This is a genomic window from Streptosporangium lutulentum (assembly GCF_030811455.1).
Taxonomy (GTDB): domain Bacteria; phylum Actinomycetota; class Actinomycetes; order Streptosporangiales; family Streptosporangiaceae; genus Streptosporangium; species Streptosporangium lutulentum.
Genome location: NZ_JAUSQU010000001.1, coordinates 3,167,900 through 3,185,367, shown reverse-complemented (window position 1 = coordinate 3,185,367; position 17,468 = coordinate 3,167,900). Strand labels below are relative to the sequence as shown.

General features: G+C 67.9%; 20 protein-coding genes, 3 pseudogenes and 1 other annotated feature. Of the genes and pseudogenes, 10 read left to right on the top strand and 13 right to left on the bottom strand.

The window, feature by feature from the left end; translation table 11 throughout:
* Window positions 1-102 precede the first annotated feature (102 nt).
* Window positions 103-702, top strand: coding sequence for a TetR/AcrR family transcriptional regulator (locus J2853_RS14280; RefSeq protein ID WP_307558065.1), 600 nt, complete (start codon window positions 103-105; stop codon window positions 700-702).
* A 150-nt stretch (window positions 703-852) separates the two neighbouring features.
* Here J2853_RS14280 and sigJ read toward each other — a convergent pair whose 3' ends face one another.
* Entirely contained in the window at window positions 853-1,791 is a 939-nt protein-coding gene (sigJ, locus tag J2853_RS14275) for an RNA polymerase sigma factor SigJ (protein WP_307558064.1), read from the bottom strand.
* Window positions 1,792-1,949: 158 nt separating this feature from the next.
* Between sigJ and J2853_RS14270 the strand changes: the two genes are divergently transcribed.
* Entirely contained in the window at window positions 1,950-2,579 is a 630-nt protein-coding gene (locus J2853_RS14270; protein WP_307558062.1) for an LUD domain-containing protein, read from the top strand.
* A 256-nt stretch (window positions 2,580-2,835) separates the two neighbouring features.
* Here the strand turns inward: J2853_RS14270 and J2853_RS14265 are convergent, their stop codons facing one another.
* The 6 genes from J2853_RS14265 to J2853_RS14245 all read right to left on the bottom strand — a co-directional run bounded on the left by J2853_RS14265 (window position 2,836) and on the right by J2853_RS14245 (window position 6,546).
* Complete coding sequence (locus J2853_RS14265; RefSeq protein WP_307558060.1) at window positions 2,836-3,276, bottom strand: YybH family protein; 441 nt, start codon at window positions 3,274-3,276, stop codon at window positions 2,836-2,838.
* Window positions 3,277-3,541: 265 nt separating this feature from the next.
* On the bottom strand, window positions 3,542-3,640 hold the full coding sequence (locus J2853_RS47895) for a DUF6193 family natural product biosynthesis protein (RefSeq protein WP_370879528.1): 99 nt from the start codon (window positions 3,638-3,640) through the stop codon (window positions 3,542-3,544).
* Between the two features lie 55 nt (window positions 3,641-3,695).
* Window positions 3,696-4,040, bottom strand: coding sequence for a hypothetical protein (locus tag J2853_RS14260; RefSeq protein ID WP_307558058.1), 345 nt, complete (start codon window positions 4,038-4,040; stop codon window positions 3,696-3,698).
* Window positions 4,041-4,178: 138 nt separating this feature from the next.
* Window positions 4,179-5,477: an RNA polymerase sigma factor gene (locus J2853_RS14255; RefSeq protein ID WP_370879259.1), complete on the bottom strand. Its 1,299-nt coding sequence runs from the start codon at window positions 5,475-5,477 to the stop codon at window positions 4,179-4,181.
* Window positions 5,474-5,845, bottom strand: coding sequence for a YciI family protein (locus J2853_RS14250; RefSeq protein WP_307558056.1), 372 nt, complete (start codon window positions 5,843-5,845; stop codon window positions 5,474-5,476). The genes J2853_RS14255 and J2853_RS14250 overlap by 4 nt, the downstream gene beginning before the upstream one ends.
* 41 nt (window positions 5,846-5,886) lie before the next feature.
* A complete protein-coding gene (locus J2853_RS14245; RefSeq protein WP_307558054.1) occupies window positions 5,887-6,546 on the bottom strand; it encodes a DUF998 domain-containing protein in 660 nt (219 codons plus the stop codon).
* A gap of 162 nt (window positions 6,547-6,708) precedes the next feature.
* On the opposite strand from J2853_RS14245, the gene J2853_RS14240 reads away from it, so the two are divergent.
* Entirely contained in the window at window positions 6,709-7,143 is a 435-nt protein-coding gene (locus J2853_RS14240) for a hypothetical protein (protein WP_307558052.1), read from the top strand.
* 298 nt (window positions 7,144-7,441) lie between these two features.
* On the opposite strand, the gene J2853_RS14235 is transcribed toward J2853_RS14240, so the two are convergent.
* On the bottom strand, window positions 7,442-8,398 hold the full coding sequence (locus tag J2853_RS14235; RefSeq protein WP_307558050.1) for a LysR family transcriptional regulator: 957 nt from the start codon (window positions 8,396-8,398) through the stop codon (window positions 7,442-7,444).
* 95 nt (window positions 8,399-8,493) lie between these two features.
* Here J2853_RS14235 and J2853_RS14230 point away from each other — a divergent pair, with 95 nt between their 5' ends.
* The 3 genes from J2853_RS14230 to J2853_RS14220 all read left to right on the top strand — a co-directional run bounded on the left by J2853_RS14230 (window position 8,494) and on the right by J2853_RS14220 (window position 10,309).
* Window positions 8,494-8,673 (top strand): hypothetical protein, encoded by a 180-nt coding sequence (locus tag J2853_RS14230; protein WP_307558048.1) that lies wholly within the window; start codon window positions 8,494-8,496, stop codon window positions 8,671-8,673.
* Window positions 8,670-9,386: an alpha/beta hydrolase gene (locus tag J2853_RS14225; protein WP_307558046.1), complete on the top strand. Its 717-nt coding sequence runs from the start codon at window positions 8,670-8,672 to the stop codon at window positions 9,384-9,386. The genes J2853_RS14230 and J2853_RS14225 overlap by 4 nt, the downstream gene beginning before the upstream one ends.
* Before the next feature lie 74 nt (window positions 9,387-9,460).
* Entirely contained in the window at window positions 9,461-10,309 is an 849-nt protein-coding gene (locus tag J2853_RS14220; protein WP_307558044.1) for a class I SAM-dependent methyltransferase, read from the top strand.
* Window positions 10,310-10,544: 235 nt separating this feature from the next.
* Here J2853_RS14220 and J2853_RS14215 read toward each other — a convergent pair whose 3' ends face one another.
* Window positions 10,545-11,408: an alpha/beta hydrolase gene (locus tag J2853_RS14215; protein ID WP_307558042.1), complete on the bottom strand. Its 864-nt coding sequence runs from the start codon at window positions 11,406-11,408 to the stop codon at window positions 10,545-10,547.
* Here J2853_RS14215 and J2853_RS14210 point away from each other — a divergent pair.
* Complete coding sequence (locus J2853_RS14210; RefSeq protein ID WP_307558040.1) at window positions 11,371-11,802, top strand: Rossmann-fold NAD(P)-binding domain-containing protein; 432 nt, start codon at window positions 11,371-11,373, stop codon at window positions 11,800-11,802. The genes J2853_RS14215 and J2853_RS14210 overlap by 38 nt on opposite strands.
* Window positions 11,803-11,837: 35 nt before the next feature.
* Window positions 11,838-11,978 (top strand): annotated as a pseudogene (locus J2853_RS14205) (FAD-binding protein); the annotation flags it as partial.
* A gap of 100 nt (window positions 11,979-12,078) precedes the next feature.
* Here the strand turns inward: J2853_RS14205 and J2853_RS14200 are convergent.
* A protein-coding gene (locus J2853_RS14200) for an IS3 family transposase (RefSeq protein ID WP_307558038.1) occupies window positions 12,079-13,301 on the bottom strand; the annotation gives its coding sequence in 2 pieces (ribosomal slippage) (window positions 12,079-13,019 and window positions 13,019-13,301; 1,224 coding nt in all).
* Window positions 12,913-13,026 (bottom strand) — a sequence feature (AL1L pseudoknot). It overlaps the preceding gene by 114 nt.
* Before the next feature lie 44 nt (window positions 13,302-13,345).
* Between J2853_RS14200 and J2853_RS14195 the strand changes: the two genes are divergently transcribed.
* Together J2853_RS14195 and J2853_RS14190 are read left to right on the top strand one after the other, a co-directional pair.
* Window positions 13,346-13,939 (top strand): FAD-dependent monooxygenase, encoded by a 594-nt coding sequence (locus J2853_RS14195; protein ID WP_307558036.1) that lies wholly within the window; start codon window positions 13,346-13,348, stop codon window positions 13,937-13,939.
* Between the two features lie 74 nt (window positions 13,940-14,013).
* Window positions 14,014-14,166: pseudogene (locus tag J2853_RS14190) on the top strand (transposase); the annotation flags it as partial.
* A 92-nt stretch (window positions 14,167-14,258) separates the two neighbouring features.
* Here the strand turns inward: J2853_RS14190 and J2853_RS14185 are convergent.
* The 3 genes and pseudogenes from J2853_RS14185 to J2853_RS14175 form a co-directional block, all read right to left on the bottom strand.
* A complete protein-coding gene (locus J2853_RS14185; protein ID WP_307569052.1) occupies window positions 14,259-14,735 on the bottom strand; it encodes a hypothetical protein in 477 nt (158 codons plus the stop codon).
* Window positions 14,732-15,781, bottom strand: a complete 1,050-nt coding sequence (locus tag J2853_RS14180) for a chymotrypsin family serine protease (RefSeq protein ID WP_307558034.1) — start codon at window positions 15,779-15,781, stop codon at window positions 14,732-14,734. The genes J2853_RS14185 and J2853_RS14180 overlap by 4 nt, the downstream gene beginning before the upstream one ends.
* 142 nt (window positions 15,782-15,923) lie before the next feature.
* A pseudogene (locus tag J2853_RS14175) lies at window positions 15,924-17,456 on the bottom strand (ISL3 family transposase).
* Between the last annotated feature and the right edge of the window lie 12 nt (window positions 17,457-17,468).

Genomic DNA, 17,468 nt, shown 5'->3' with positions numbered 1-17,468 from the left:
AGTAAATAAAACGGTTCGTCTCGGTTCGTTTTGAGTTTAGAGTGTTGCTCTCAATCCATCAATACGGATCGTCTCGTTTAGTTTCATGGATAGGCTGAACGCATGTCCAACGAGAAGGGGCCGGACCACTCCCGGCGCAAGGAACGGTCCCGGCAGGCGATCCTCGCGGCCACCCGCGCCCTGGTCGCCGAGGAGGCGTACGAGAAGGTCACCGTCGAAGCCATCGCTGCCCGTGCCGGCGTCGGCAAGCAGACGATCTACCGGCGGTGGCCGTCGAAGAGCGCGGTCGTCTTCGCTGCCTTTCTGGCTCTGAGTGAGGATGCGGACGGGCAGTCGGTCGCGCTGCCGGACACGGGAGACCTTGAGGCGGACCTCAAGCTTGTCATGCGCGCCACGGCGGAGGAGTTCGCCGACCCGTCCTTCGACCGGCTGATCCGGGCCCTCAACACCGAGATCTCCAACGATGCCGAGCTGGCGGCCCAGTACCGCGAGAAGCTGGCCCAGCCGCTGGAAGAGGCGAAGAAAGCACGTCTGCGCAGCGCCCAGGAAGTCGGCCAGCTCGACGCCGACGCCGACCTCGACCTGGTCCTCGAGGTGCTCTACGCCCCCCTCTTCCAGCGGTGGCTGCACCGCAGCGGTCCGCTGACCGCCACATACGCCGACTCACTTGTCGACGTGACCCTCAGAGCTTTCGGCCCCTGAACAGGTCGGCACCGTGGTCGCTTCACGGTCTGTCGCAGATGACCACCACGAGCCGTGCGCCGTGTGCAGACACGTCGCCGCAGGTCGCCGGGCACCAGGTTGGGGCACGTCGCGCCGACCCGAGCGCCGCTCCCGGTGGGGAGACGCGCCTCAATCCGTCGTCCAGCGACGCAGTTTCTCGGGGTTGCGCACTACCCAGATGTGCTTGATCCGGTCGCCCGCGACCTCGAACGCGAACACCGTCACGGTGACGCCGTCCCGCTGAGCCACCAGACCGGGCTGACCGTTGACCGTACGCTCCAGGAACGTCATGTTGCCGGGCCTCCGGTCGGCGAGCTCGACCCAGGCGCGCGCGATCTGCTCGCCGCCTTCGATGGGGCGCAGGAAAGTGGTGGCGAGGCCGCCGCCGTCGGCGATCGCCGTGGCGTCGGGGTCGAGCAGGCCGATCAGGGCGTTGATGTCCTTGGCCTCCCATGCCTGCTTGAAGTCCCTGACGATGCCGGCACGCTGGGCCGCCGGGGTCGCGGAAGGCTGCGAGGCCCGGATACGGCGGCGGGCCGAGGAGGCCAGCTGGCGGCAGGCCGCCGGCGTGCGGCCGACGATCTCGGCCACTTCGGCGAAGGAGTGGCAGAAGACGTCGTGCAGGATGAACGCGACGCGCTCGGCCGGGGTCATCGATTCGAGCACCACCAGGAAGGCCAGGTTGACCGACTCATCCAGGGTGACCCGGTCGGCCGGGTCGACGGTGGTGCCGGCAGGCCGCCCGGTGCTCCGCTCCGTACGTTCGGGTAGCGGCTCGGGGATCCATTCGCCTACGTAGGTCTCTCGCCGGGCCCGCGCCGAGGAGAGCACATTGAGGCAGATACGGCCGGCGACCGTCGTCAGCCAGGCGCCGGGGGACTCGATGGCCTCCTGCTGCTGCGGGGACATGGTGTACCAGCGGGCGTAGGCCTCTTGAACGGCGTCCTCGGCCTCGGCCAGGGAGCCCAGGAGCCGGTAGGCGATATTGATCAGCTGGCGCCGCTCGCTCGTGATCGTGTCCTGGCCGGGATCGGGCCGGCCGTGTCCTGGCCGGGATCGGGTGGTCATGGTGCCGACGGCTCCCTTGGTCGCATCTGCCCTCACCAGTTCGACAACACAGCGCACCGGAATGTGAGGCCGGTGCGTCGCCTCACATTCCGGGGGGCCGCGTTGTCGGACTGCTGAGACGAACACATCATCCAGCGCACAGGAAGCTCAGAGAGATCATGACTACCTCAATTCCGGCGACACCGTTCGCCGACCCGGCGCTCGCGCAGCGCCTGGAGCGGGCGGCCACGGCGCTGACCGCACACGGTTTCACCGTGGAAATCCTCGACGACGCCGCCGCCGCGCGTACTCGCGTCAAAGAGCTGATACCCGAGGGCGCCAGCGTGTTCACCGGGGCCAGCGAGACCCTCCGCCTGTCCGGCATCGATGAGGACATCAACAGCAGCGGGCGATACGAGTCCGTCAAGGAACGCAGCAGGACAATGGACCGCGCCACCCAATTGACCGAGATCTGGCGGATGATCGCCTGCCCCGACGTCATCGTGGGCAGCGTCGCCGCGGTCACCGAGACCGGATCCCTTGTGGCCGCCTCGGCCGGCGGAAGCCAGCTGGCCGGCTACTCGGGCTCCGCGGCCCGCGTGATCTGGATCGCCGGGGCGCAGAAGGTGGTGTCCGACCTGAGCACCGCGCTGCGGCGCGTCGAAGACCACTGCCTTCCGCTGGAAAACGAGCGCGCCATGAAGGTCTACGGACAGCCCAGTGCCCTCAACCGCCTTCTCATCCTCAACGCGGAACCCCACCCCGGGCGCGGCACCGTCCTGCTGCTCCGCGAAACCATCGGATTCTGAACCACCGGCATTCCTCGCAGGGGACCCGATACATCGGCGCCGGGCACTCCGGTCCCGCGGCCAGGTCTCATCGTGCCGGCAATGGCAGGACGCCAACGAACCCCTCAGCACCCGCCCGGACCCGCTCGGCCGGTGACGCCCTGGTCAGCACGGACGGGGGCGTCACCGCCGGCACCGCCGCGCCCCTGGCCTGCGAAACCAGCCCGGCGGCTTGACGGCGGCAGCGCCCGCGACGCCCCCGAACGTCGACGACTCGTCAGGGCTCGAGGTCGGCCACGCCCTTGCCGCTTGCGATGTCGAACGGCACAGAGACCTGGTCGTGCGCGATCAGCCAATGGTCGTCGGTCTTCCGGAAGCAGAACGTGGCCCGGACCCACATGCCACTCGTCGCCGTCCCGTTCTTCAACGTGCCGCTGAGCCGACCGAAGCCGTGGCCGAATGCCACGTCATCGCCCACGGTGAGTGTCAGGTCGCGAAGCTCATAGTTCACATCCTGGAAGAGCGTGAACACCTTCGTCCAGTTCGCCGTCTTCGCCTCTATCCCTACGTGCTGCAGCGGCGGCTCGACGTCGAAGGAGACGACGTCTGTCGCGTAAAGCCGCCTCAGGCCCTTGAGATCCTTGGCGCGGATTCCTTCGACGATCTTCTCGACCTGCTGCTTGATCTTGGCTTCGTCTACCTCGCGGTGCGCAGACATCGCTACCCATCACTTCCCATCGGTGTGGAACCTTGGCTTGTCACCGGTTCGACGACACAGCACCCCGGGATGTCAGGCTCGCGGCAACCGGCACCTCCCGGCAGTACCACCGGTGAGCACTGTCCGCTGGGGACCCCTCGATAGGTCACGTGTCGTCTTCGTCGCCGACGGCCGCGCCGGGGTCGCGCAGCTCGCGGATCGCACCGGGGGCAGGTCGGGCAGGACGAAGCTGTAGCGCCATGGACGCCCAGGTGTTTGCTGAGGCCTACCGGCCGCCCGGTCCCCGTACGGCAGGCCCGGCGTCCGGCGGCAGGTCCGCCGCGATCAGCGCGAACGCCTCCTCCAGGGTGTCGGTCTCACCGATGCGGCCCGCGCCCGGAGCTCCCAGGACGAGGAAGTGTCCGTTGTCATATGCGTGATCAATCCGTTCCCAGGGCGTCTGCTTGCCTTGTCAGGTCTGTTGCGATGTCGTCCCAGTCCGGTCCGTGCAGCCACAGGTTCTCGGCGGCTTCTCGCATCAGCGCCGGTTCGTTCGGCCGCTGCAAAAGCACCAGCCGATAGGACAGGTTGCGTACCCAGACCGGCAGAAGGCCGTCAACTACGTGCGGGCATAGCTCACGCAGCATGGCGAGGATCGAATCCGCGCCGGCGAAGGTCAGCTCCTCGACGAAGTAGTGCTCTCGGTGTTCGAGGTCGCACTTCGGCGTGGGTCGGTACTCGTCTCCGTAGAGACACCGGGCGTGCTCCGTCAGCGTGCTGTGCATGTTGTGGAGCCTACGACGCCCTACCGTCGGTGGGCCGGTACGCCATCGGCACCGGCCATCGCGGGACGTCGTGTGAGATCCATGGGCGGGCGCCGCGCGAGCCGGGGGTACCGGTGGGAGCGCACCACGCCCGCGTTCTCAGCCCAGACGGTCGGCCTGGTCGAGCAGATATCGCTGCTCGACCAGGTTGCCGGTCAGGGAAGCCGCCTCACGGTACAGTCTCGCCGCGTCGGCCGCGTCGCCGGTCATCTGGAGCAGGTGGGCGCGCACCGCGCGTTCACGCTGCCGGATCAGCGGGTCCTGGCCGAGCTGGAAGCGGCGGTTGAGGTCGTCGAGCAGGGCCAGTCCTCGAACCGGCCCGTACGCTTTGGCCACGGCCACCACCCGGCTCAGCCGTACCGGCGGGATGGGGTTGAGCCGTTCGAGCCACAGGTAGAGCGCCGCGATCTGCGGCCAGTCGGTCTGCTGCGGCGAGGTCGCCGCGGCGTGCACGGCCGCGATCGCCGCCTGCAGCTGGTAGGGGCCGACCTCGCGGCGGTCCCAGACGCTGTCGATCAGCTCGGTGCCCTCGCGGATGAGGTCGCGGTCCCATCGCGTCCGGTCCTGCTCGTCCAAGGGCACCAGCTCGTCGTGGCCGCTGGTGCGGGCGGGACGACGGGCCTCGGTGAGCAGCATCAGCGCGAGCAGGCCGGTGACCTCGACGTCGGCGGGCACGGAGGCGTGGAGCATGCGGGTCAGCCGGATGGCCTCGCTGGTCAGGTCGATGCGGGCGAGCCAGTCGCCGGTGGAGGCGGTGTATCCCTCGTTGAAGATCAGGTAGAGCACCTGCATCGCGGCGGCCATCCGGCTTTCGCGGTCGGTGTCGGTCGGCGGGGTGAAGCGGGCGCCGGCGCGGGCCAGCCGCTGCTTGGCGCGGCTGATCCGGGTGCCCATGGTGTTCTCCGGGGTTCCGTGGGCATGCGCGATCTCGGCGGTCGTGAGGCCGCCCACGGCCCGCAGCGTGAGCGCCACCTGGGAGGTGGCGCTCAGCGCCGGGTGGCAGCAGAGCAGCAGCAGGGCGAGGCTGTCGTCGGTCTCCCGTGCGGTGCCCGGCCGGCGGTCCGGTTCCCGCATGGCCAGCTCGGCGACGCCGGCCTCCTGCTCACGTCGGCGCCGGGACTGGTCGGCGCGGAGCAGGTCGACCATCCGTCGATAGCCGATGCGAATCAGCCAGCTGCGTGGGTTGTCCGGCACGCCGTCGGCCGGCCAGATGCGGCTCGCGGTGAGCAGTGCCTCCTGTACCGCGTCCTCGGCGACGTCGAAGCGGCCGAAACGCCGCACCAGCGCACCGAGCACCTGTGGCGCCTCGACCCGCAGCAGGTGCTCGATGTCGGCGTTCATGCTCGCGTGCGCCTTTCCCGCCGCCCTGCCGGCCGCCGGTTCGGCATGGTCGGTCACGCCGTGAAGTCCTCACCCATGATCGGCCGGATCTCGATCGGCTCACCCAGCACCTCGACGATCCGCGAGACGATCTCCACGGCTCGTTCCTGGCTGGCCACGTCGATGACGGCGAAGCTGGCCAGGACCTCCTTCAGTTCGGCGAACGGCCCGTCGGTCGCCACCACGCCGTCAGCGGTCTTGCGGACCGTGGTGGCGACCGCGGGGTGGCCGAGGCCCTCGCTGCTGACGAACTCGCCGGTGGCGATCAGTTCCCGCTCGAACTTCTGGTAGGCGGCGAACGCCGCCAGCGCCTCCTCCGACGGGGTGTCAGCGGTCGCGGCGTCCCAGGCCGCGGCCGGGGTGTGGCTGAGCAGTAAGTACTTCATGGTGGATCCTCTTTCGAACGTTCGGGAAAGCGTACGCGAGGTCAGGCGGAGCGGCGCAGGGACAGGGCCAGGACGGTCGTCCAGGTGAAGGCGACCAGGCCGTTGACGGCGATCTGGATGCTCATGTGATCGGGCGACATGGGCACCAGCAGGACGAGTCCGGCGGCGCCGCTGCCGATGGCCGCCGGCACGGCCCGGCGGCGGGCGCATCGGACGGCCAGCACGATGGCGGCGACGGCCAGCGCGGTGAAGGAGACGGCGGCCGCGGCCGAGTGCGTGATGCTGTGCCAGGACATCTGAGCCACCGGCCCGTCGGGAGTTCCGGCGGGAAAGCCGTTTTCCGGGTCCATGATGAACACGCCCGCGGCGATCATCCCGGCCCCGAAGATCCCGACGAGGATGGGCAGCGCCCGCCGGCCGATCCCCTCGGTGACGGTGCGCCTGATGCCGCCGGTCAGTGCCAGGGCGCCCAGGCCGGCGAGGACGAACGTGGCGATCTGGATCCAGCCGAGGTCTCCGGTGGAGAGCTGGCTGATCGGATGGCGGGTGATGTCGAAACCCTCGCGGGTGAGCATCTGGACGGTCGCCGAGGTGAAGAACACCGGCCCGGCCAGAGCGCCGGCGAGCAGCAGGTGGCCGGTCGAACGGCGGACGGCGGGGACGCCGGTGGCGGCCGGGGTGGTGGCTGCGGTGGTGGCCATGACTTCCTCCTTGAGGGGTGGGTTCCTGCCGCTACCTCGGAGCCGGATCCGGGCTCTCGACGCGGCCGCGATGTGATCTGAAACACACCCGGATCGTGTCGAAGCGCGTAAGCGGGCTCCGAGGTACCGGCAAGCGGTCACCGAAACCACAAGGAGAATGAGATGTCCGAGATGACGGAGACCTACCAGCCGAGCGCCGATGTGAAGGCCCTGGATCGCCTGGTCGGCACCTGGGCGATCACCGGCGGCGCTGAGGGAACCGTGCGGTACGAGTGGATGCCCGGCGGATTCTTCCTGCTCCAGCATGTCGACCTCACCCAGTTCGGCCAGCCTGTCACCGGTCTGGAAGTGATCGGAAACCTGCGCCCGTTCGGCGAGCCGGCCGGCACGGACGTGATGTCGCGCTTCTACGACTCGACCGGGAACACCCTCGACTACGTGTACGAGCTGACCGGCGACAAGTTGATCATCTGGGGCGGCGCGAAGGGCAGCCCCGCCTACTACGAAGGCATGTTCAGCGCCGACGGCACCACCGTCACCGGCGCCTGGGTCTACCCCGGCGGAGGCGGATACGAATCCAACATGACCCGGATCTGACCTCGGCTCATGTCGCCGACCTGAGCCGATCTGAGCCGATCTGAGCGGCCGGGACGAACGGGGAGCGCCTGGTCGGCGGTTCGATGCCGGAGCGCGGGCATCGAACCGCCGTCCGGCGGCCAGGTGGAACCGAAAAGTCGATCCGGTACGCCGCCGTTGCGAAGGACGCCCACACCACGGGGTGCCGTTGACGAGCGTGCTACCGGGACGACCCGGTTGGTCGCTCAGACCAGGCGACGGCTCTCCTGGAGAGGGTGAGCGCCCTGAGCCGTCACGCTCTCCATGACACCCCGTTGACCTACGGCTTCTTGCTCGTTCGGGGCGGGTGACACGTTCGTTGACAGCACCCCTGTTTCAGGGCCGGCTCGTCGGCCAGGTCGGACGCGACTTCAATGGCGATCTCGATCGCTCGGGCCGCCAAGGGGGAGTGGGTACGGCCGGCTCGCCAGTGCAGGCAGATCTCGCGTGGGGGAATGGCCGGTCGCAGCTCGTGGACGCGGAGCCGGTCGTCGGACTGGGCGTCGGCAGCGTGGATGGCGAGCCACGGCAGCACCGCCGATCCCATCCCGGCGCGCACCATCGACAGCAGCGTCTCGTTGCCTGCCGTACGGAAGACGATCTTCGGGTTCGCGCCGGCGCGGGTTAACGCCTCCTCCATCCTGGGCTGGTCGCAGGTCGACGGCCAGGCCACCAGCGGTGCGCCGTCGAGCCGTTCCAGCGGGACGGAATGCTCGGAGAAGGTGCCGCGACCGGCCACCAGCAGGTACGGATCGTCGAGCAGCTTGACATGCTCGACGTCGCCGTTGAGGGGGCCGTCGTAGAACAGCAGGTCGAGATCGCCGATCTGAGGCGCCTCCGGCTCTTCCTCGGACAGCCGGATGTCGCAGCCTGGGTGCTCGTCGCGCAGCCGACGTACGACGACCGGCAAGATCACCGTGGATACGCTCTGGAAGGTGCCGATGTCGATCCGGCCGTCGCCGGCCTGGAACCGGTCCACGGCCTCGGCCAGGGCCGCCGCCTTCGCCAGCAGCTCGCGTCCGTGCTCGAGGACGACGGCGCCGAGCGGTGTGATCCGCACCGGTCTGGGCCCACCCGGTCGATCGAACACCGGGCCGCCGACAGACCTCTCCAACGCGGCGATCTGCTGGCTCACGGTCGACTGGGTGTAGCCGAGGCGGGCCGCCGCCCGGCCGAACGAGCCTTCCTCGGCGACAGCGGCCATGGCGGCCAGGTGCCTCAGTTCGAGATCGGTCACGGGTTCCACCGTACGCCCGGCCATCGCTTTTAGCGATCGAATTGATCGGAAACAATCGCTTTTCACGATGGTGCTCGGCTCCTAGCGTGGCTGGCATGACAGCGACCACCGTTGCACCGGCAAAAGATCGAAGCCCTCTCCTGCTCGTCGGGGCCACCCTGGCGATCGTCTACGTCGTCTGGGGCTCGACCTGCCTCGCGATCCGGATCATGGTCGAGCGCTCCGAGTTCCGCCTGATAAATCCGGGTTCCACCGATCAGGGGAGAGTCCAATGAGCACATTCGTGTTGATCCACGGCGGAGGAGACGTCGGATGGTCCTGGCACCTGGTGGAGGCCGAGCTCCGGGCGCGGGGGCACGACGTGCTGGCTCCCGACCTTCCGGGTGACGACGAGTCGAAGACCCTGACGGACTACGCCGACGCCGTGGTCGAGGCCGTCGGTGACAGGCAGGACCTGGTCGTCGTGGGCCACTCGTTCGGTGCGTTCACCGCCCCGTTGGTCGCCGATCGGCTGCCCGTCGATGTGCTGGTCCTCCTGGCCGGCATGATCCCGTCGCCGGGTGAGTCGCCGGATGAGTGGTGGGCCAACACCGGCTTCCAGAGCGCGGTGGAGGAGCAGGCCAGGCGCGACGGCGGTTTGACCGGCAGCGCGGATCCATTCGTGAGCTTCTACCACGACGTACCGCGGGAGCTGGCCGAGGAGGCGATGGGCAAGGAGCGCGGCCATCCGTCCAGGGCCGCATCGGCCGCTCCGTGGCCGTTGGACGCGTGGCCGAACGTGCCGACGAGGTTCGTGCTCTGCGGCGAGGACCGCTTCTTCCCGCCCGACTTCTTTCGCCGGCTGGTGCCCGAGCGCCTGGGTACCGTCCCCGACGAGATCGCGGGCGGCCACTGCGTCGCGCTCAGCCGTCCCGAAGAGGTGGCGGACATGTTGGCGGGCTACGCGGCTACCGCGGCTACCGCGTCTGCCACGAGGGCCGAGCAGTGAACCGTTCCTCGGCGGCGGCCGGCCCGCCGGGCACCAACGTGTCGAATCGGTATCGAGAGGATCCGGTGACGGTGATGTCCAACCAGGAGGGTACCCGGATGCGGCCGAACTCCGCGCCGGCCGTGGGTGAGCACGGGACCAGGAAGACGGACCTGTTCGACTACGACGCAGAGTTGCGGCTGCACAACGAACTCTTCCGTGCCGCTGCCCGCGTCGGCTCGCGCGACCGTGTGCTCGACATCGGCTGTGGTACGGGGCAGTCCACGCGCGAGGCCGCCCGCGCCGCCGTCACCGGCAGCGTGGTAGGCGTCGATCTCTCCGCGCCGATGCTCGAACGGGCCCGTCAGCTCAGTGACGACCAGGGACTGCCCAACATCGCCTACCAGCAGGCGGACGCTCAGGTTCACCGCTTCCCATCGACGCATTTCGACCTTTGTATCAGCAGGTTCGGGGCGATGTTCTTCGCCGACCCGGTCGCCGCGTTCACCAATATCGGGCGCGCTCTGCGCCCCGGAGCGCGCCTCGTGCTGCTGGTCTGGCAGGATCGCGACCGCAATGAATGGGCCTCCGCGATCCGCCGGAGCCTCACCGCCGCAACGGCCGCACCCGCCCCTCCCACCGGCGGTCCGGGCCCGTTCTCACTCGCCGATCCGACCGTCACGCAAGGCATCCTGGCGGCGGCAGGCTTCACGCAGGTCGGCTTCACCGACGTGCGCGAGCCCGTCTTCTACGGTCCGGACACCGCCACCGCCTTCGACAACGTGCTCCGCCTGCGGGAATACGAAGACCTGCTTGCCCACCTCGACACCGCGACAGCCGAGCACGCACGCACGCGGCTACGCGCCACCCTCGCCGCCCACAACACCGACAGCGGTGTGTACTTCGACTCGCGTGCCTGGATCGTCACAGCCCGCCGCCACTGACCACCGCACCCAATCCTGCGGCCTTGATACTGGCGCTCCGCCGTACGGTCCGTCCGGCTGAGGCTCCTTTCGGACGTGCTCGATCCGCAGAGATGGCATCTTGTCACGGCAAAATCTGTGTCCCTCGCAGGTCACGTCTCTTTGGAAGCGGGCGAAGCGAACAGCCCGTGTCGCTCTCTTCGAAGCGCGTGGTGTCTCTTTTGGCGCTCCCCGAGAGGTTAGTAGGTGATGAAGATCACTCGTTTGGGGCGCAATGGTCGCCTCGGCGCGTGGAGAGAACCGACTGGCGGGCCGCCGCCGACGGGGGCTGGTCTTCCCCGGCCGCCGCGCACTCTCGGGGAAGCGAGCGATCATCGGCTGACGCTCGCGCCCCAGCCTGCCAGGGCGAAGTATGCCGCCGCGGGCCGGAAGGATCGGGCGAATGCTCAACCCGTGGCGAGGAATCCTTGATCTTGCCGGCGATCGCGGGGTAGTCGGATCCGAACCAGATCATGTGGCCATCGGCCTGGCTTGCCACCAGTTCGGCCCAGGGCAGGGCCGTGGCGAGGGATTCGGCGTGGGCGAAGGGAACCGAGCGGTCCGTGCGGCTGGCGATGATCAGGGCGGGCTGGCCAACCTGGGCGGCGCAGTCGGGCACAACCAGCATGTCGTTGAGAAAACCGCTGCCTGAGCGCATGAGCCCGAACAGTGCGAGGAGTTCGGCCCGGTCGTGCTCGCTCAGGCCGGCCACGACGTGGCGGATGGGCAGGGTGGACAAGTCGCGTAGCAGCAGTCGCAACCCTGCCTGCGGTGCAATGCGCATCAGCAGGTGGACGGCGGCCCAGGTGGCCGCCTCGATGCCGGCGTTGAATACCAGCCGGCCCCCCAGGCGGGTGCGCCGGTCCGGCCAGGGCAGGAACCCGACCGCACTTTGCAAGATCAACCGCTCCACCAGGTGCGGATGACGTGCCGCCATGGCCAGGGCGGTGCGCCCGCCCGCCGAGATGCCCACCACCGCGGCGAGCCGGCCGACCCCCAGATCGCGGCACAGCTCCGCGGTGACGTCGGCGAAGGCGGCCGACGTGGTCGACGCCCGCGACATGGCCGCCTGGATGCTCACCGCCGCCGATCGTGGCATCGGTGGCGCCTTCACCGTGACCGGCCGCCCCGGTGCCGTCACGATCGGAGAACTGCTGGAGACGGCGCTGAAGGTGACCGGGTTCAACACCGAACTGGTGTGGGCGCCCGCGGAGCTGCTGGAGGCGGAGGGCTTGCCGCTGGGTATGGAGTTCGGGCTCCGATTCCCGCATGACCCCGCGCCGACCGGCCTGCACGACGCCGACGTCACCGCCGTCTTCGCCGCAGGACTGACCTGCCGCCCGTTGCGGGACACGATCGCCGACACCTGGGCCTGGCTGCAGGCCGAAGGAGATCCCATATCGCGCTTCGACGCGCCGTCGCCAGATACCTGGCTCGATCCTGTCAAAGAGCTGCACGTTCTCGACCGGCTCTGACGCCACCCCAGATCACCACCCAGCTAAGGAGTCTCATGCGCGTCATCATCATCGGAGCAGGCATCGCCGGCCTGGCCGCCGCCCTGCGGTTGCGCCAGATCGGTTGGGAAAGCCTCATCATCGAACGCGCGTCCCAGCGTCGCGGCGGCGGTTACGGGGTTGCCTTCGGCGGCATCGGCTACAACGCTGCCGAGCGGATGGGCATCTTGCCCGCGCTCAAGGACAAGGCCTTCATCACCAAGGAGCTCATCTGGGCCGCCCCGGTGAAGTTGGAGGCTAGATCGCTTGGTTCTCGATCGCCAGGCCGCCGTCGGCGGTTGATCGGTGGAACGTCTCCTCGTACTCGGCCGGAGGAACGTTCCCGCAGTAAGAATGTAGCCTTTCAGAATTATACCAGGCAACCCATTCCATGGTGGAAATCGTCACATCCATGACGCCTTTCCAGCCGCCATGGAACTCGATTATCTCCTTCTTGTAGAGACTGTTGAGCGACTCCGCAGCGGCATTGTCATACGAATCGCCTTTGCTGCCCACAGAACGAGCCGCACCGACCTGGTCGAGCCGTTCGGCGTAGCGGATAGAAGTATATTGAACGCCTCTATCGGAATGGTGAACAAGGTCATCGATGACGCCTCCACGCGCCCAGATCGCCATTTCCAGGGCGTCGAGTGCCAGATCGGTGCCCAGGTGGTCGGCGACCTGCCAGCCGACGATCCGACGGGAGTACAGGTCCTGGACGAACGCGGTGTACACCCAGCCGGAGGCGGTGGCGACATAGGTGATGTCCGCGACCCATCGCAGGTCCGGCCGGCCCGCGGTGAAGTTGCGTTCCAGCAGGTCACCGGGTCGATCGGCGCCGGGGACGGTGGTCCGGGGCCGTTTGCGCGACCAGGTCGCCCCGCACAGGCCCAGCTCGCGCATCAGCCGCTCGACCGTGCACCGGGCGACCGTGACGCCCTGGCGGTTGAGCTGGCCCCACACCTTCCGCGCCCCATATAGGCCACGTCCCGGGCCGTTCCACACTTTCAGGATCTCCTTTTTCACCTCTTCGTCCCGGACCGCACGAGCCGACGGATTCGACTCCCGTTTCTTCGCCGCCCAGTACGTGGACGGCGCGAACTCCAGCACGGCACAGATCGGCTCCACACCGAACCGTTCGCGATGGGTATCGATGAACTCGACTAGCGCGGCAGTCTGGGATCGAGTTCCCGGGCGAAATACGCCGAGGCGGCCTTCAGGATCTCGTTCGCCCGCCGCAACTCGCGATTCTCACGCTCGAGTTCGGTGATCCGCTGGGCGTCAGAAGTCGATGTCCCCGGGCGCTTCCCGCCATCGACCTCGGCCTGGCGCACCCAGGTCCGTAGCGCCTCGCGGTGCACCCCGAGCTGGTCTGCGACCCGGGCCAGCACGCCCGCCCCCTCACCGGCCGCACGCAGCTCGAAAACCATACGGACAGCGCGTTCCCGCAGCTCAGGGGCATACTTCCTCGGTGGTGCCATAACTCCTCACCCTTCCAGGTATCGGAGCCTCCAACTAACTCGGGGTGGCCCACATCTATCACAAGGCCAATGGGCAGCGGGGCTTCTCCCTGACCCGCGAAACCATCGCGGCCACCATGGGCAACCGGTCGATGAACATCCTGCGCGGTGACGTAAAGACCGTCTTGTATGAGGCGGTCCGCGACACGACCGAGATCCGCTTCGCCACCACCATCGATGCCGTCAACCACGATGAGCGGGCGGTGCACGTCACCCTCAGCGACGGCAGCATCGAGCACGCCGATCTGCTCATCGGTGCCGACGGCCTGCATTCGGCCACCCGCGCGCTGGCATTCGGCCCCGAAGAGGACTATCGCCTCGACCTTGACCACATGGTCGCCGTCTACATGCTCGACAAGCGGCCAGCGGACATCGCGGAGGGAACCACCGGCACCCTTTCCGCGGGCGGCCGCACCGTTGCCGTGATCAGCGTCGCAGACGGCAGGAACGTCGCCTTCTTCGGCTACCGCACCGATCGCAGCGCCGCCACACCGGCCGACGGCCCGCACAAGGTGCTGCCCGCATCTACGGCGACATGGGATGGGTGGTGCCCGAGGTCCTCGCGGGCCTGCAGACAGCCGAGTCCATCTACTTCTTAGGCTTAGAGGGCATCTGATCTTGTTGCGGAATGATCTGTCCATATCGGAGCGACGGTTCGGTCGTTGACCATCGCATGGCTTCCCGGCGCGCCTACCGCAGCGACTTGTCCGACGCCCGGTGGGCGTTGATCGAACCGACCTTGACGGCCTGGCGAGCGGCCCGGCGCGGGCCGGGTACGGCAGCGCGTGTGCACGACCTGCGAGAAATCGTGAACGCCATCTTGTACAGTTACGCATCTTCCGGCGCGACCGAGTCGGAGGATTCATCCACGAATACCAGCAGGTCACATGACATGACAGGGTATTCGGCACCCACACCCTACTTCAGGCACTGTTGCATGGTCTTCAATCGCGATCCCGTGATCGGGCAGACCCGGATCTCGCGGCCCTCCTCGTCGAAGACCTTCCGGCGCCCCAAGGGCCGGTCGAGCGTGACGGGCACAGAGATGACCCCGCCGGTACCGATGGAAGGACGCGGCCACAACTCGTCCCGCCACTTCTCAAGCAGCGTGCGTTCACGTCGCGGGCAGACATCGCGAAGCACTACCCGGACCCGCACGCTCGTCTCGAACTCGGCCGCTTCAGCTTCGTCAGCCTTAAGGCATTCCGTGGAGTTCATCCCACTGACCGCACGCAGGATGAGGACCCGTCCTTCCACCTCGACCGTGTCGATCCACCCATTGAAGGGTGGTTCAGCCGGCCGAGACTCCCGTATGGAGACCGCCATGGAAATCGCGACGGCCAACACCAGGAGGCAGCACATGCGCCACAGGAAGGACGGGCCCAGGGGATTCATTTCTTGTAGATGTCCTTGCCGACGGCCTTCATCACGTCATGGAAGTCAGTGAAGTAAGTCACGCAGGTGGACTGGACAGGCTTGTCATCGCCTGCTCCGCCGCTGAAGATGCCCTTGGCCACCACGTATCCATCACTCTGGCGGAAAGTGTAGACCGGCGCGCCTGAATCACCGGCGACCGGGCACGTGCCGGTTTTCTTGCCGACCTGAACCCACCGCACCGTGCCGTCGTGTTCCCTGGTTTTCGGGTCTGTATAGTCGACCTTCCAGGCGATGTCGGTGACCTTGAAGCGGCAGATCTGGCCGTTGGATTCGGGATTCGGGCTGGCGCCGCCGATGCAGTACTGGTCGCCTTCCCGAGCGCGGACCGAGAACCGCCCGCCCACCCATTCCTTGACGGATGAGTCCCTACCGCCGATGAAGATGGTGGGGCTTGTGACCTGGCCGAATCCCGTCCGCATCAGGGACACGTCGCCGTAGTAGGTCGGCTGGTTCGGCCGTTTGATCGTTCCTTGACCGTCCCGCCAGTTCGTCCATTCGATGACGCCGGCGTCCCAGAGTCGCCCGTCTCCCTCAGCGCAGTGCCCGGCGCTCACCACGAGGTTGTCGGCCGCGCTCCCCATAGCGAATGCGGTCGTACACGCCCCGGCTTCGGTGAGATCAGACTTATAGGAAACGAACTTGGAACCGCCGTTGAGCTTTCCCGTGTCATTCTGCCGGCTGTCCGCGGCGGCGGAGACGGAGGCGGAGGACTTCGTCCGAACGTTCAGGCGCGGACGGTCACTCTCCGAACGCAACCAGATGGCGACGTTGTACGTGCCATACCGGTCCGCCAGCGCCCTACGCAGCCCCGCGGAGGCATCGGTGGACTGCACCACGACCAGGTTGCGCTCGGGCCAGACCTGCGTGGCGAACAGCGCGGTTCCCGACGGGATCGTCCCGTCCAGATCGAGCACCTGGTCAATGATGGTGTTCAGCGCCTGGTAGCTGTTGGCGACCTCGGCGTACCGGGGAGTGATCGAGTACGGGGTTTCCGCGGCGGCCACCTCGGCAGTCCTGGCCGCCGGCGAATCCTCGCTCTCGAAACCGATCGCGAAGGTCTCGTCGGCGTCGCCGTTGTCCAGCGCGATCCCAGTCAGGGGACTGTACGGTTTTCGGCTCTGTCGCAGATTCGGTGGTGACGGAGCGTTAGGCCAAGAGGATGCGGTGGCGGAGCAGTTTGAAGCCGGCGCGGCCGTGCATCTGGCGCATGATGCGCTTGGTCTTGGTGTTCACGCCTTCGGTGCCGCCGTTGTGATAGGGCAAGGTGACGGCTGCACGGACGGCGTCGTGGTCCTGGTCGAGGCCGCGGCTGAAGGCGTGTAGATGAGGGAGATCGGCGGCCCGGGCGGTGGCGATCCACTCATCGAGGCGGTCGGCGTTGCCTTCGCGCGGCCGCATCAGGTCGGCGAAGCCACGGACGAGCCCGGCCAGGTCGATCATCTCGGGGCAGGTGGCGGTGAGGTCGTCCAGCAGACACCGATGCTCATCCTTAAGGTTGTCGGGCCGCGTCAGCAGGAGCCGGGCCAGCCGACGTGGTGAGATGGGCGGGCGGTCACCTTCGACTCGGCCTTGGGTGATGTAGCGGTAGAGCAGGTTGAAGCTGCCCTGGTAGCCGAGGGCTTTGATCTCGGTGAACAGGTGCAGGACGGGGACGGCGGGGTCTTCGGCGCGGCGGCGTTTGAGGCGGTCGCGGTAGGGGTCGACGAGGGTGGGCCGGTACTGCGGGGCGCGGTGCAGACGCTGCGGTTCGGGCACGCGCGCGTAGCGTTTAACGGTGCCCAGGGACAGGTTCAGCCGGCGCGCGCATTCCAGCAGGCCGACGCCCTTGCCGAGCAGGTCGTGGACCTGGTGCCAGCGCTCGCGGGTGCTCTGCACGCGCTGGCCGTCCTGCAGTGGCGGTCCGGCCTTGGCCCAGCAGGCACTGTGCGCGGCGACCGCCTTGGCGACGGCCTGGCCGAGGTTGTGCCATAGGTGCCAGCGGTCACCAACCTGGATGGCGTGTGGCAGCGCGCGGCGGATGGCTTCGGCGTAGGCGCCCGAGCCGTCTCGGCACACGATCTTCACTCCGGGATGGGCGCGCAGCCAGGCTTCCAGCGTGTCGGCGGTGCGGTCGGCCAAGACGTCGATGCGCCGGCGGGTCTCGGCGTCGATCAGCACGGTGGCTTAGCGGTGGCGTCGGCGCAGGGCGAAGTCATCCACCCCCAACACCCGAGGTACGCGTGGCGGTGGCAGGGACAGGCGCAGCAGGAGGCACAGGGCGGTATGCCGCGACAGGCGAACGGCCAGCGCGGATAAGACCCGCTCGCCGGCACGTCCGGCCAGTTCGCGGACCACAGCGCCGATCTGGCAGACCAGGCGGGGTGTGCGGCGTTGGTAGCGTTCCAGCACGCCGGGCAGCTGTTCGCGGAAGGTCTGGCGGCAGCCGCGTGTCGGGCGGACCAGGCGGCGAATTCGCACCACCACGAGCACGTGGCGGGCGTCGACCGGGGCATCGGCAACGGTCCTGTCGTGATAGCCGTGCGCCCGTGCTGTCTCGGCGCCGCACTTCGAGCAGGAGACCGGTCCCTCCGGGGTACGTGCCCGCACCTGGAGCTGCTCGCCCTTATCCGCCACGTCCTCCACGATCAGCGGCGATAACCCCGAAAACATCACATTCACGAGTTCCTCGACACTATGCATGTGAGGGGCCAC